Source organism: Williamsia sp. Y844 (assembly GCF_056786475.1).
On the sequence record NZ_JBXCJB010000003.1, the window covers coordinates 286,763 to 300,665 of the forward strand.

Below are 13,903 nucleotides of genomic sequence, written 5' to 3' on the forward strand. Positions count from 1 at the left end.
GTGTGGTGTCGAGCAGGACACTAGGCTCAATTCATGAGTACTCGGTCACATACGTCGAATCCCCAGTCCGCGGCAGTGATCTGGAGCGACGAATTCCTGCGCTACCGGTGGACGCCCGCACACCCGATGAACCCGGTCAGGCTGGCGCTGACCATGTCTCTGTCGCGGTCCCTCGGGGTGCTCGACGGTATCGAGACCAGTGCTCCGATGCCGGTGGACGACCGGTTGCTGCAGACCGTCCACACCTCGTCCTACCTCGACGCGGTCCGGGCCGCATCGAACATCGACGACCACAGCAAGGGCGCCGCGCACCTACTGGAGCGTCTGTTCGGGCTCGGCAGCGCCGACAACCCGGCCTTCGAGGGCATGCACGGCGCGGCGAGTGTGTTGGTCGGGGGAACGATGGCTGCAGCGGCGGCGATCGCCTCCGGGTCGGTGACGCGGGCCGTCAACATCGGCGGTGGCATGCACCACGCGATGCCCGGGCACGCGGCAGGTTTTTGCATCTACAACGACTGTGCGGTCGCGATCCGCTGGCTCCTCGACCAGGGCTACGACCGGATCGCGTACATCGACATCGACGCCCACCACGGGGATGGCGTCCAGAAGGTGTTCGCCGCCGATCCCCGCGTGCTGACGGTGTCGCTGCACCAGCATCCGGCAACGCTCTGGCCGGCGACCGGCTGGCCCGAAGAGGTGGGTGAGCAGGACGCGCGGGGGACGGCGGTCAACATCGCCCTGATGCCGGAAACCAACGACAAACTCTGGCTGCGGTCGTTCAACGCGATCGTTCCGGCCATGATCGACCAGTTCCGTCCGCAGCTCATCGTCAGCCAATGTGGTGCCGACAGTCACGTCCGCGATCCGCTGACCGACCTGTCGCTCACGGTCGACGGTCAGCGCGCCGCGATCCTGGCAATGCGTGATCTTGCCGACAAATACTGCGAGGGCCGGTGGCTCGCCGTCGGTGGTGGCGGTTACGGCATCGTCGATGTGGTGCCCCGCAGTTGGACTCATCTGATCGCCGCGGTCACCGACAACGACATCGCACCCGATACGATCATCGATGAAAGTTGGCGCGAGGCAGCCAAAGTCGAAACGCAGTTGCTCGACGAGTCGCTCCGCGGTGATCCGGCACCCACCATGACCGACGGTGGCGACCTGGACTACCTACCCTGGAACGGTGACGGTGGAGGCCCGCTCATGGAGGGTGTCACCGAGGCGGCTCAGACCCGCCTCGACGCCACCATCATGGCCACGCGTCGAGCTGTGTACCCGATGTGCGGTCTAGACCCGGAGGATCCCCGTGACTGACAATTCTGAGATCAGCGATCCGGTGACCGAGAACGTCCGGCCCGATCAGCGTGGACCGCACGACTATCCGCGCCACTGGATCGCCGATGTGCTTGCCAGCGACGGTGGTGTGGTCCACCTGCGGCCCATCGTCCCGGAGGACGCCGACGCGCTGGTCCGGTTCCATTCGGGACTCTCCGAACGCACGCGCTACCTACGATATTTTGGCCCCTTCCCGCACATCCCGGCACGCGAACTCGCCCGGATGACGACCGTCGACCACTACTCGCGGGTGGCGTTCGTGGGTGTCCTGGGTGGTGAGATCATCGCCATCGGGATCTACGAGGGTCTGGCCGCGAGCGGCAAGCCCACCACGGCCGAGGTCGCCTTCGTCGTCGCCGACGAGCATCAGGGTCGCGGGCTCGGTCCGGTGCTGCTCGAACATCTCGCGGGCGCGGCCGCCGAATGCGGGTTCGAGAAGTTCGAGGCAGAGGTCCTCGCGGAGAACCCGAACATGGTCGCGGTGTTCCGTGACGCCGGTTATCAGCTGCGCCGCAGTTTCGACGGCAGCACCATCCACGTCGAGTTCACCATCGACCCCACCGAGGCGTTGTTGTCGGTGCGCAATGCCCGCGAACGCGCATCCGAGGCACGCAGTGTCGCCAACCTGTTGCGTCCGGGGTCCGTTGCGGTGATCGGCGCATCGGTGGACCGGCTCAAGGTGGGAAATGCGGTGCTGGCCAATGTGGTCGCAGGCGGATTCACCGGCCCGGTCTTCCCGGTCAACTCCGAACACCGTGCGGTCCGCGGCATCCGGGCCTACTCCACGGTGCGGGACATCCCCGACCCGGTGGATCTGGCGATCGTCGCGGTTCCGGCCGACGCCGTCGAAGAGGTGCTCGACGACTGTCTTCACAAGGGCGTCAAGACGATGCTGGTGCTCTCCGCCGGATTCGGTGACACCAGCGATTCGGGGCTCGCCTCGGAGCGGCGTCTGGTCGAATCGGTTCGGGAACACGGCATGCGCCTGGTGGGTCCCAACGCGCTGGGCGTGGTCAACACCGACCCGGCGATCTCCCTCAACGCCACGCTCGCCCCGCATGTGCCCGGTCGCGGTGCGGTCGGATTCTTCTGCCAATCCGGCGCTTTGGGCATCGCGATCCTCGACACCGCCGCCCGCAGGCAGCTCGGACTGTCGACGTTCGTCTCCGCAGGCAACCGCGCCGACGTGTCGGGCAACGATCTACTGCAGTACTGGGACACCGATCCCGACACCGAAGTGGTGCTGCTGTACCTCGAGAGTTTCGGTAACCCGCGGAAGTTCACCAGACTCGCGCGACGGGTCGCCAGTGGCAAGCCGGTGGTGGCGGTGAAGTCGGGCCGCGGCGCGGTACCGCCGGCGATGGCAGCTGCCGACCATTCGCTCGACGACGCCAGTACCCGCGCGCTGCTGGCCCAGGCCGGGGTCATCCAGGTCAGCACCATCGGCCAACTGTTCGACTGCGCAACGGTTTTCGCTTATCAGCCGTTGCCCCGCGGGCCGCGGGTGAGCATCGTCGGGAACTCGACGGCGCTCGGTGTGCTGGCGCAGGAGGCGGGCAGTCACTTCGGATTGGAGGTCGTCCAGCGCGTCGATCTGGGGCCGGGAGCGACGCCGGAGACCTTCGAGGAGGCGGTCCGTACCGCCGCCGCCGATGACGACGTCGACGCGCTCATCGCGGTGTTCGTGCCGCCGGTCGCGGTCAGTGTCGATCGATACGCGCAAGCACTGATGACCGGGATGTCCGGGGCCGACAAGCCGGTGGTCACCACATTCCTTGCGGTGGAGGGTATTCCGCAGCATCTGACGGTCCTGGGGCCATGCGGCACCCCGGCGCGTGGCTCCATCCCGTCTTATCCGAGTCCAGAGCGGGCCGCCGAAGCATTGGGACACGCCTGGCGGTACGCGCAGTGGCGTTCGCGTCCGGCATCGCAGGTCAAGCGTCCGGTCGACGTCGATCCCGATCTGGCTCGGCGACTCGTCCGGGAAGCGGTGGAAAGAGCAGGCGGCGCGGTCATCGATCTCGATGATCAGCTCACCGCACAGGTCCTGCGCTGCTACGGAATCGAGATCGTCCCGTTCCGGGAGGTCAGTACGGTCGAAGAAAGTGTCGCAGCGGCAAACGAACTCGGCTATCCGGTCGTGGTCAAGGCATTCTCGTCGGTGTGGCGCGGGCGGGCCGACCGCGAGGGCGCCCGGCTGGATCTGCCGGATCAGCACGCTGTGGAACTCGCGATGGTCGAACTCACGGAGGTCACCGGAGAGTCCCGGTTGCACGTGCAGAAGATGGCTCCGAAGGGCATCAGCACCGTTATCCGGGTTCAAGACGATCCGTCTTTCGGTTCATTGATGTCGTTCGGACTCGCCGGCGTGACCAGTGATCTGCTGGGGGACCGCGCCTACCGGGCGCTGCCGTTGACCGAGAACGACGCCGCCGATCTCATCGAAGCGCCGCGCTCGGCGCCACTGTTGTCCGGGTACGGCGGATCCGAACCGGTCGACAAGGAGGCCCTGATCGACCTCGTGATCAGGATCTCGGCACTGGTCGACGACATACCAGAAACGCGGGACGTGGTGTGCGATCCGATACACGCCACCCCCGGCGGCGTTGCCGTGCTGTCCGCCCGGATGACCGTGGGGCCGGTGCCGACCAAACACGATTCCGGACCTCGCCGGCTCTGACGCACCGGGGCCCGGATTTTCGGGCCGGGTCCGCCACAGCGATCAGCCGCCACCGACGATGTCTGGTGGCGGCTGATCTAGGCGATGAACGTTGTGTGTGTCAGCTGGCGTAGTCGCGCAGGCGCTCGGCCCGCTCACCCTGGCGAAGCTTCGACATGACCTCGCGCTCGATCTGGCGAACCCGCTCGCGGGACAGACCGAACATGCGGCCGATCTGGTCGAGGGTGCGCGGCTGGCCGTCGTCGAGTCCGAAGCGCAGGCGGATGACCTGCTGTTCGCGCTCATCGAGCGTGGACAGGACGGACCGCACGTCGCTGTGCAGGAGTCCGGCGATCACGGCGTTCTCGGCCGAGGTTGCCTCGGCATCCTCGATGAAGTCGCCCAGTGGTGCCTCTTCGTCGCTGCCGACGGGCATGTCCAGGCTCACCGGGTCGCGACTGTGATCGAGGAGATCGGCGATCTTCTCCGCGGGGATGCCCGACTCCGACGACAACTCGTCGTCGGTGGCCTCACGTCCGAGCTGCTGATGCAGTTCGCGCTTGATACGGGCCAGCTTGTTGACCTGCTCCACGAGGTGGACGGGGAGCCGGATCGTGCGGCTCTGATCTGCCATGCCGCGGGTGATCGCCTGACGGATCCACCAGGTGGCGTAAGTCGAGAACTTGAAGCCCTTTGCGTAGTCGAACTTCTCCATCGCACGAATCAGTCCGAGGTTGCCTTCCTGGATCAGGTCGAGCAGCGGCATGCCGCGACCGGTGTAACGCTTGGCCAGCGAGACAACCAGGCGCAGGTTGGCCTCGAGGAGGTGGGCGCGTGCCGACTCGCCCTCGCGGACCAGCTGGGCCAGGTCCTTCTTCTTCACCGCGGACAGACGCTTACGCGTCGCCAGTACGTGCTTGGCGTAGAGACCGACCTCGATCTGCTTGGCGAGATCGACTTCTTGTTCGGCGGTGAGCAGCGCGGTGCGGCCGATCCCGTTCAGATAGACACGGACCAAATCCGAGGCCGGGCTCTGCGCATCCAGGTCCTGTTCGGTCATCGCCGGACGGATGGTGGTGGTAGGGCTGGACATGTCGGCCTCCTCAAGTGCGGTTGCTTTCACACTGTTCAACGGAGGGGCCGGTGCAGATAGTTCCGAACCAGGATCCCGATGTGAACCCTGTGACCTGCGTCTTTCGAGAACCGGGCTGAGAAGTTACTGAGAGTGTACTGAAGTTTTCTGGCTGAGGGGCTCCCAGTGGGCAGGCAGGACGATGCCGTGGCGCACCAAACCCTCGACCAATTCGTGCACGGCCGCGGCGTCGATGTGCTCTTCGCCGGTCGCCACCGCGAGCAGTTCGGTGATCTCGTCCAGACACAATCCATCAGGGTTCAAACCGGCGAGCAGAGACTGCCCCAGCTCGTCGATCTCGTGGCTCCAGCGTGGACCGTCGGGGCGGTGGATGCGCGTGATGATGCGCTCCCAGCCACCTTCTTCTGCCAGCGTCGACACCTGCTCGAGAGCAACGCCGTCGGCGACCGAGAACTGTTCGTCGCCCACGTCGTGGCTGCGCAGCCAGGCGACACGGCGCAGGTAGTCGGTTGCCTCGGGGCCGAGCGGGTCCTCGAAGGTATGACTGAGTTCTTCGGCCAGCAGGTCGGTGGGCTCATCGGTGCGGCGCAGGAACACAAAGCCGAATCCGATGCCGCGTACGCCCGCCTTGTGCAGGTGGGTCAGCCAGCGGTCGGCCATCTCGGCCGAAGCCGGATCGCGCGGATCGTGTCCGGCGTCACGCAACCACGTGCCGACGTACAGCGCCGGATCTGCGACATCACGTTGGACCACCCAGGCGTCGACGCCCTCATCGGGGATCCACTGCGCGATCCGCTCACGCCAGTCGTCGCCGGTGATCACCCAGGAGGCGAGCATCGACGCGGTTCCGCCCTCGTTCAGGAAGTTCGGTGCGGTCCGGCACATCAGTTCGCTGGCACCGTCGAGATCGAGCCCGGAGTCGCGGTACGTGTGGGTGACCTTCGGTGGGCCCACGACAAAAGGTGGGTTCGCGACGATCTGATCGAACTTCTGTCCGCCGACCGGACCGAACCATGGGCCTTTGAGCAGCGAGTACCGCGAGGGGGCGATGTCGTTGATGGCCATGCCCGCGCGGGTCAACGCCAGCGATCGGTCCGTGATGTCGGTGGCTGTGAGATGTCCGGCGAAATCCGCGGCGTTCACGGCCTGCACACCGCAGCCCGTGCCGACGTCGAGCAGTCGGCCGACCGGCTCGGTGGGGGTGGCCCGGAGCAGTGACAGTGAGGCGTGACCGACACCGAGAACGTGGTCCTCGGTGATGCTGTGGCGTCGGAGCGTGCCGTCGAGATCGGAGAACAGCCACCGGTTGCCCGCACCGAAGTCGAAGGGCCGCAGGTCGATGGCGGCGTAGAGCCCGCGGTCGTCGCGGCGGACGATGCCATGTCGGAGCGCGTCGTCGACCGACACCGGCCGCAATGCGGCGCTGACCTCGGATTCCGAACAGGTATCGCCGAGCAGGAGCAGTCGGACCAGGACGCCGAGTTCGCCGCCATCGGCGCATATTCGGCGCGCCGGGACGGGTTCGCCGCGACCGAGGGCCGCATGCGCCTCTTCGCCGAGCAGGCGCAGCACACCATCGGTGGTGTAGTCGGCGCGCAGGAATGCCTCGTGTAGGCCGTCAGCCTGGGTGTACAGGTCGGCCGTTTGTTCTGTGATGGTCACTCTTTGCGTCGATCGATTTCGTGGAAATCGTTGCCGTCGGTCAGTCTCCGTGAATACGGACCGCTGTACTTGTAGTGGAGCACTTCGTCTTTGGAGCGTGGTGGCCGGTCGTTGGCCATCAGTACCGCGATCCATGGGATCGGGATGGACAGCACGATCACGCCGAGTGCCAGGAGTCCGTTTTGTGTGGTCGCATAGACGATTCCCGCGATGACCAGTGCCGGAATGCGAAAAGCCATCAACGTCAGGTATCTGCGTACGCGAGCGCGATGTTGTTCTTCCAGGGAGGTCTGTGCCTCGGTGATGAGAAACGTTTCGGGCGCGTCATCTTTCGAACCCACGATTTCTACTATCCTCTTTCTGCCCTGCGTCGGCCACATCGGGTCGATATTGGCCCGGCGGGCCAGGTCGATGCAGAATTGATCTCATGGATACCCAGACACTCGACAAGCCAGACGTCACCACCGACGAAACCACCGAGGAAGACACCCCGAAGTTCTTCCACTACGTCAAGAAGAACAAGATCGCCGAAAGTGCGGTCATGGGCAACATCGTCGTGGCGCTCTGCGGCGAGACGTTCCCAGTCACGCGTTCGGCCAAGCCGGGTTCGCCGGTCTGCCCGAAGTGCAAGAAGATCTACGCGAAGATGAAAAAAGGCGAGTAGTCGCGCAGGCCGGTGGCCGGTCTTCAGGCCTGCGGTGAGGGACCTTGATCGTCTGCCGGCCTGTTCTTGATCGGGTCGGGCTTCTTCTGGATCGGACCGGTCGGCAGCCATTGGGGAGTGCTGCGGAACTGATCGGTGATGTCGCTGGTCTGCTGTGACACCCAGTCGCGCATCTGGTCGATCTTGGTGGGATTGGCCGGCCACAACTGCTGCACGATCGAGTTGAACTCGGCGCCGACCACGATGGCAAAACCGAGGAAGAACGTGAACAGCAGGAACGCGATCGGTGTGGCCAGCGCGCCGTAGCTGTATCCGGTCTGGGTGATGACCGCCAGATACCAGCGCAGCACCGCGCTGGCGCACCAGAACACCAACCCGGCCAGCAGCGCGCCGCAGACCAGCCGGTGCCAGGGCAATGGTTTGGCAAGGGCCACCCGATAGAGCGTGGTCAAGCCCGCGATCAACAGCAGCGCCACGGCCGGGAAGTAGCCGTACTCGATGGCCACGGTGCTCGCCGGATGCCACGAATCGGGGATGACGTCGCGTACGTAGGTGGGCCCGAGTGCGACCAGTGGCAAGGTGAGCACCGCGAGTACCAGGAAACACACGTACAGCCACAGTGCGAACAGTCGCTGGGTGACCGGATGCCGCACGTTGTGCTGGCCGTGTGCGATCACGATCGAGTCGACAAAACTGGCCATGGCCGACGATCCCGCCCACAGAGACAGCAGGAAGCCCAGCGAGATCACTTCGGCGCGGCCGCTGACCAACACGTTGTCGACGGTGGGCCGGATGATCTCGTCGACGACGTTCGCGCTGAAGGTCCGATCCGAAAAACTGATGATCCGGTCGGAGATGATCTCTTCGGTGTCTGGCCCGAACCAATTTGCGATATACCCCACAGTGCCCAGCAACCCCAGGAGAAGCGGGGGTAGCGAGAGCGTCTGCCAGAACGCCGCCTGCGCTGCCATCGCGAAGATCGAGTCGTCCCACGACTTCGTGATGGTCCGCCAGAGCATCCAGGGCAGGCGCTTCGTGACCCCCGAAATCGTGGGTCTATCTGCGTCATCACCACGGGTCTGTGTCGACGGCGTGGGGTCGGGAACGGAATCGGGGGCGGGCCCGGTTGATGCGCTGATGGTGTCAAGCATTGCCGAAGTTCCGATTCGATGCGTGTTGCCGCGCCGCCACCGCCCTGCACCCGATCGCCTGTCGATTCGCGGTAGCATTCCCCGATGCCTGGGCTCGCCGAGCGCTTCGTCGCCGACACCGACCGCCAGGCGCACTCGTCCGACTTCGTCGAACGGTGCACCACTGTTCAAACCTCAACTGCGTCAAGGAGTTGTGCTCTGCCGTGACCCGACCCACAGCCGTTTCCGAGCCATCGACAACCACCCCGGCCCCGGCGCCGGCAGCGTCGTCGCTACGGACCTGGCAGCGACGGGCGCTGACCAAGTACCTGTCGGCCGCGCCGAAAGACTTCTTGGCAGTGGCCACCCCGGGTGCCGGTAAGACCACCTTTGGTCTGCGGATCGCCGCCGAACTATTGGCCGACCGCACCGTGGACCAGATCACGGTGGTCGCACCCACCGAACACCTCAAGCATCAGTGGGCTGGTGCGGCAGCGCGCGTGGGTATCGCCCTGGATCCGAACTTCAGCAACTCCGCGGGCCAGACCAGCTCCGACTTCAACGGCGTGGTCCTGACCTACGCCCAGGTTGCGGCGCACCCGTCGCGACACCGCGTCCGCACCGAGAATCGCCGCACTCTGGTGATCCTGGACGAGATCCACCACGGCGGTGACGCCAAAAGCTGGGGTGATGCGATCCGTGAGGCCTTCTCCGACGCCACCCGGCGGCTCTCACTGACCGGAACACCCTTCCGGTCCGACGACAGCCCCATCCCATTCATCACGTACGAGCCCGAGCCCGGCGGCGGCGCCCGATCGGTCGCCGACTACACCTACGGCTACTCCGACGCGCTCGCCGACGGCGTTGTGCGCCCGGTGGTGTTCCTGGCCTATTCGGGTGAGGCGAGTTGGCGCAACAACGCGGGCGAAGAGTTCACCGCCCGGCTCGGTGAACCACTGTCTGCCGAACACACCGCACGCGCCTGGCGCACCGCACTGGACCCGCACGGCGACTGGATCCCGGCCGTCCTGCAGGCGGCGCACACGCGCCTGAGGCAACTACGCAGCACCGGTATGCCCGATGCCGGCGGTCTGGTGATCGCGACCGATCAGACCGTCGCGCGCGACTATGCCGAACTGCTGGAGGCGATCACCGGAAAGATGCCAACGGTGGTGCTCTCGGATGATCCGAAGGCGTCGGGGCGGATCGCCTCGTTCAGCGAATCCAAGGACGAGTGGATGGTCGCTGTCCGGATGGTGTCCGAAGGTGTCGACGTTCCGCGTCTGGCCGTCGGCGTCTACGCGACCAGCGCGTCGACCCCGCTGTATTTCGCCCAGGCCATCGGCCGATTCGTGCGATCGCGGCGACCGGGGGAGAACGCCAGCGTGTTCCTGCCGTCGGTGCCGGTGTTGTTGCAGTTGGCCAGCCAGCTCGAGGCGCAGCGCGATCACGTGCTCGGCAAGCCGCACCGGGAATCCGACGGCCTCGAAGATGCATTGCTCAACGACGCCAACAAACAAAAAGACGAAGCGGGTGAGGACGAGAAGGGATTCGAGTCCCTGCATGCCGATGCCGAACTAGATCAGGTCATCTTCGACGGGTCGTCCTTCGGTACCGCGACGTTCTCGGGTAGCGACGAAGAAGCCGACTACCTCGGCCTGCCGGGGCTCCTCGACGCCGACCAGGTGCGGGACCTGCTTCGGAAGCGGCAGTCCGATCAGGTGGAGAACCGAAGCGCGGACTCTGCGCCGACGCCGCCCGTCGAACGGGCCCCGTCCGTGGGCAAACAGCTCACCGCCATGCGCAAGGAACTGAACAGCCTGGTGGCCATGCATCATCATCGCACCGGGCGGCCTCACGGTCAGGTGCACAACGAGCTGCGCGAACGCCTCGGTGGTCCACCCACCGCGATGGCCACGGCCGAGCAGTTGCAGGAGCGGATCGACGCACTGCGTAAGTGGCGCTGAGGCCGGGCTCGGCCCTCGTCACCGCCCGATGTGGCGAACACCGGAGATACAACACTGCCGCGGTCCACCTGAGGTGAACCGCGGCAGTGTGCTTATTTGATTTGTCTTAGACGAGCTCGTCCTCGGATGTAACTGTCGCGCCCATGTCAACAAGTCGTGCTTCGTGCTCGTTGAAGTGGTGACGGCAGAACAGAAGCTCTCCACCGGTCGAGAGCGTGGCGCGCACTCGTGCTGCGGCACCGCAACGATCACAGCGGTCAGCAGTGGTCAGTTGCATGGCGATCGGGGGCGTGGTGATGGTGTCTGACATTTTTCCTCCGTCCCGGGCCTGCGTGGCGCGGTTCCCTTCGCGAGCTAACACACCGGGGCGGTGTATCCAGGTCTCACTCTCTCAGACGATTTGCGAATCGTCTTTGTTCCCGAGGTCCTTCGGGTGTGTCGTCACTCACCCGTAACAGCGGACCCGCGATCTGCAACATATGTAACCGGGGCGGTGTGACGCAAATCCCACGGCACCTGGCACTTACAGTGAATCGATGCGCCGGTCCGCCAACACCATCCCGCGTTCAGGTGGACGCGTCGCACTGTTGCCCCTGTTGTTTGTTGTCGGGGCGATCTGTCAGTACGTCGGCGCCTCGATCGCCGTCCCGTTGTTCGATGACCTGAACCCCGCGGCGGTTGCCTGGTTGCGAACGTTGGGGGCAGGCGCCACGCTCTTGGCGATCTGGTGGCCGCTGGCCGGATGGCGCTGGCCGCGCGTGGGTGTGTCGTTCGGCCGCAGACGGCTGCTGATCGCCTCGGCCTTCGGTCTGGTGACACTGGGCATGAACGTGTCGTTCTATCTGGCCATCGATCACATCGATCTCGGTGTGGCCGTGGCGATCGAGTTCTTGGGGCCGATCGTTGTCGCGGCGGCCGGCTCGCGGCGGGTGGCGGACGGCGTTGCGGTGCTCGTGGTCCTGGTCGGTGTGGTGCTCCTGAGCGGTGCCAGTTTCTCCGGATCACCCATCGGAGTGGTGTTCGCGCTGATGGCCGCTGCACTGTGGGCGGGCTACATCCTGATCGGGAAGGTGGTTTCGGGCAACGGAACCTCGGAGCAGCCCTGGCGGGACGGCATCGACGATCTGGCGATCGGCTTGTCCATGGCTGCTGTGATCTGCGCCCCGCTGGTGATCGGGGTGAGCACGGCCACCGACCCCGGGGCACTGTGGGATTGGCGGATATTGGCACTCGGTATCGGAGTCGGTGTGCTCTCGAGTGCGATTCCGTACCTGCTCGACCAGATCGTGTTGGCACGCCTGGCCCGGGCTCGATTCGCACTGCTGTTGGCGTTGCTCCCGGTGACGGCGACGGTGGTCGGCGCGCTGATGTTGTCCCAGATACCGTCGCCAACCGAACTGTGTGGCATTGCACTGGTCATCGCGGCCATCGTCTTCACGGCTCGCGACGAACGCCGCCACGGCGCGGGTCGTGAAGTTACTCCTGGCGCCTGCGATGAAGTTACTCCTGGCGCCTGCGATGAAATTGCTCCTGGCGCCTGCGATGAAATTGCCCCTGGCGCCTGCGATGAAATTGCCCCTGGCGCCTGCGATGAAATTGCCCCTGGCGCGCTGCCGGGCTGATACGGCAGGCTGGTGGGGTGAGCGCAGGAACGAGCCTGGTCCATCTCTGTTCGATCTCCGACTGGCTAGAGGCCAGGACGACGGGATCGATCGAACCCGCGTCCTTGGCTGAACAGGGTTTTGTGCACTTGTCTGAACGTCGGCAGGTTCACATCCCCGCGAATCTCCTGTATCTGGATCACTCCGATCTGGTGTTGCTGACCATCGATCCGCTTCGGGTCGGCGCCGAAATCGTGTGGGAGGACGGCGATCCACCCGACCCGTCGGGGTTGCAGTTCCCTCACCTGTACGGCGCTCTGCCGGCTGGTGCAGTGACCGCGGTGGAGCGCTATGACGTCGACGGGTCCGGGCGTTACCCGCAGCTGCACTAGTTTCGCGACACCGTTCCTGCGCGACGCCGACCAGAAGTCGCAGCAATCACAACCATCTCGCAATCACAGTCGTTGTAGCAGCAGCTCGGTGCGAAGACCTGTGTCGTGCGATGTCCCGAGCAATGAGCAAGCTCTGGCAGTATCGGAGACGGATTCGTGTTGCGCATCAACAAGAATCGAGACCACGACGGTGTCTGTGTTGGACATCAGGCGCAAGAGCTGACCGTGGCCCGAGCGCAGCGCCAGATCGACACCGCACAGATGGACCCGTCACTGGTGTGCAACTCTGCATCGAGGACGGTCAGACATGGCCGAAGTACGCCGAACATCCGGCGGTCGGAACACGACACGCGCAGTCGGGCGTGATGGAAAGCGCCGGTGTACTCCGATTGATAGCTCAGAATACGAAACCAGATGCAATCATCGGATATCCCGGCAGATGTTGCCGGCATATCGCAGCTGAAAGGAATACATGCCTTCCGAGTTCACGGTCGATTCGAGTCGCGGCGCAACGATTTCGGGTATTCGGTGGGATCCCACCGATGAACCGGTGGCGGCGGTGCTCCTGATCCACGGCATGGGTGAACACATCCGGCGATATTCCGAGACCGCTGAGGCCTTGGCGGACGACGGATACGTCGTGTACGGCTACGACCATCGCGGCCACGGACGATCCAAACTGCCTGACCGCGACCTCGGCGACCTCGGTCCGGACGGTTGGCAACAACTGGTCGCGGACATCGGGCGGGTGGTCTCGATGGTCCACACCGAGCAGCCCGATCTGCCGTTGGTCGTGATCGCGCACAGCATGGGTTCGTTTGCGATGCAGCAATATCTACTAGACGACAGCAACCAGATCGACGCTGTGGTCCTGACCGGGACCGCGGCGCTCGACGGCCTCGAGCCCGCACTCGACCTCGACGCCGAACTCGACCTGAAACTGTTCAACGCGCCGTTCGCCCCCGCCAGAACGGACTACGACTGGCTCTCCCGCGACGACACCGTCGTCGACGACTACATCGCCGACCCCCTGTGCGGGTTCGGCATCGACGTCGCCTCCGCCCGGGCGATGTTCGCCGGTGCCCGGCGGATCGCGGAACGATCCGCGGTGGCTGCGATCCGGCCGGATCTGCCGATCCTCATCGCGGTGGGCGACAAAGATCCGGTGAACGGTGGGGGAGCGCTGGTGGATCTACTTGCGGCGCACTATCGCAACGGCGGCCTGGAGGACGTCAGCGTCCGGGTCTTCGCAGGCGCTCGACACGAGGTTCTCAACGAAACCAATCGGGCGCAGGTGCGCGGCGAGATCCTTGATTGGCTTGCCGAAGTTGTCGAACAGGGCGAATGACAAATGGCCGGGCCCCCAGGGGGGTCCGGCCAATTGTTCGGTTGCTGCGGGT

The 13,903-nt window shown here is 65.0% G+C and carries 12 protein-coding genes; 7 read left to right on the top strand and 5 right to left on the bottom strand.

The window, feature by feature from the left end:
* The first annotated feature begins 33 nt into the window (after positions 1-33).
* Positions 34-1,314: an acetoin utilization protein AcuC gene (locus AC1TQG_RS18150; protein ID WP_482139242.1), complete on the top strand. Its 1,281-nt coding sequence runs from the start codon at positions 34-36 to the stop codon at positions 1,312-1,314.
* A complete protein-coding gene (locus AC1TQG_RS18155; protein WP_482139243.1) occupies positions 1,307-4,015 on the top strand; it encodes a bifunctional acetate--CoA ligase family protein/GNAT family N-acetyltransferase in 2,709 nt (902 codons plus the stop codon). The genes AC1TQG_RS18150 and AC1TQG_RS18155 overlap by 8 nt, the downstream gene beginning before the upstream one ends.
* A 100-nt stretch (positions 4,016-4,115) precedes the next feature.
* On the opposite strand, the gene AC1TQG_RS18160 is transcribed toward AC1TQG_RS18155, so the two are convergent.
* The 3 genes from AC1TQG_RS18160 to AC1TQG_RS18170 form a co-directional block, all read right to left on the bottom strand.
* Positions 4,116-5,087, bottom strand: a complete 972-nt coding sequence (locus AC1TQG_RS18160) for a sigma-70 family RNA polymerase sigma factor (protein ID WP_482139244.1) — start codon at positions 5,085-5,087, stop codon at positions 4,116-4,118.
* 123 nt (positions 5,088-5,210) lie between these two features.
* On the bottom strand, positions 5,211-6,749 hold the full coding sequence (locus tag AC1TQG_RS18165) for a DUF7782 domain-containing protein (RefSeq protein ID WP_482139245.1): 1,539 nt from the start codon (positions 6,747-6,749) through the stop codon (positions 5,211-5,213).
* Positions 6,746-7,129: a DUF3099 domain-containing protein gene (locus tag AC1TQG_RS18170; protein WP_482139246.1), complete on the bottom strand. Its 384-nt coding sequence runs from the start codon at positions 7,127-7,129 to the stop codon at positions 6,746-6,748. Before AC1TQG_RS18170 ends, AC1TQG_RS18165 begins: the two co-directional genes overlap by 4 nt.
* Positions 7,130-7,176: 47 nt before the next feature.
* Between AC1TQG_RS18170 and AC1TQG_RS18175 the strand changes: the two genes are divergently transcribed.
* Positions 7,177-7,413, top strand: coding sequence for a DUF3039 domain-containing protein (locus AC1TQG_RS18175; RefSeq protein ID WP_482139247.1), 237 nt, complete (start codon positions 7,177-7,179; stop codon positions 7,411-7,413).
* 23 nt (positions 7,414-7,436) lie between these two features.
* Here the strand turns inward: AC1TQG_RS18175 and AC1TQG_RS18180 are convergent, their stop codons facing one another.
* Positions 7,437-8,564, bottom strand: a complete 1,128-nt coding sequence (locus AC1TQG_RS18180) for a YihY/virulence factor BrkB family protein (protein ID WP_482139248.1) — start codon at positions 8,562-8,564, stop codon at positions 7,437-7,439.
* A gap of 203 nt (positions 8,565-8,767) precedes the next feature.
* Here AC1TQG_RS18180 and AC1TQG_RS18185 point away from each other — a divergent pair, with 203 nt between their 5' ends.
* Positions 8,768-10,510, top strand: coding sequence for a DEAD/DEAH box helicase (locus AC1TQG_RS18185; protein WP_482139249.1), 1,743 nt, complete (start codon positions 8,768-8,770; stop codon positions 10,508-10,510).
* 106 nt (positions 10,511-10,616) lie between these two features.
* On the opposite strand, the gene AC1TQG_RS18190 is transcribed toward AC1TQG_RS18185, so the two are convergent.
* A complete protein-coding gene (locus AC1TQG_RS18190; protein ID WP_482139250.1) occupies positions 10,617-10,820 on the bottom strand; it encodes a DUF7455 domain-containing protein in 204 nt (67 codons plus the stop codon).
* Between the two features lie 226 nt (positions 10,821-11,046).
* Here AC1TQG_RS18190 and AC1TQG_RS18195 point away from each other — a divergent pair, with 226 nt between their 5' ends.
* The 3 genes from AC1TQG_RS18195 to AC1TQG_RS18205 all read left to right on the top strand — a co-directional run bounded on the left by AC1TQG_RS18195 (position 11,047) and on the right by AC1TQG_RS18205 (position 13,851).
* Positions 11,047-12,132: an EamA family transporter gene (locus AC1TQG_RS18195; protein ID WP_482139251.1), complete on the top strand. Its 1,086-nt coding sequence runs from the start codon at positions 11,047-11,049 to the stop codon at positions 12,130-12,132.
* Between the two features lie 17 nt (positions 12,133-12,149).
* A complete protein-coding gene (locus tag AC1TQG_RS18200) occupies positions 12,150-12,503 on the top strand; it encodes a DUF952 domain-containing protein (protein ID WP_482139252.1) in 354 nt (117 codons plus the stop codon).
* Positions 12,504-12,975: 472 nt separating this feature from the next.
* Complete coding sequence (locus AC1TQG_RS18205) at positions 12,976-13,851, top strand: alpha/beta hydrolase (RefSeq protein WP_482139253.1); 876 nt, start codon at positions 12,976-12,978, stop codon at positions 13,849-13,851.
* The last annotated feature ends 52 nt before the right edge of the window (positions 13,852-13,903 follow it).

What these genes read in the sequence shown, in the direction of transcription:
- AC1TQG_RS18170 (WP_482139246.1), bottom strand. Translation starts at nt 7,129, where the DNA reads ATGTGGCCGACGCAGGGCAGAAAGAGGATAGTAGAAATCGTGGGTTCG.
- AC1TQG_RS18160 (WP_482139244.1), bottom strand. Translation starts at nt 5,087, where the DNA reads ATGTCCAGCCCTACCACCACCATCCGTCCGGCGATGACCGAACAGGAC.
- AC1TQG_RS18195 (WP_482139251.1), top strand. Translation starts at nt 11,047, where the DNA reads ATGCGCCGGTCCGCCAACACCATCCCGCGTTCAGGTGGACGCGTCGCA.
- AC1TQG_RS18180 (WP_482139248.1), bottom strand. Translation starts at nt 8,564, where the DNA reads ATGCTTGACACCATCAGCGCATCAACCGGGCCCGCCCCCGATTCCGTT.
- AC1TQG_RS18175 (WP_482139247.1), top strand. Translation starts at nt 7,177, where the DNA reads ATGGATACCCAGACACTCGACAAGCCAGACGTCACCACCGACGAAACC.
- AC1TQG_RS18205 (WP_482139253.1), top strand. Translation starts at nt 12,976, where the DNA reads ATGCCTTCCGAGTTCACGGTCGATTCGAGTCGCGGCGCAACGATTTCG.
- AC1TQG_RS18190 (WP_482139250.1), bottom strand. Translation starts at nt 10,820, where the DNA reads ATGTCAGACACCATCACCACGCCCCCGATCGCCATGCAACTGACCACT.
- AC1TQG_RS18150 (WP_482139242.1), top strand. Translation starts at nt 34, where the DNA reads ATGAGTACTCGGTCACATACGTCGAATCCCCAGTCCGCGGCAGTGATC.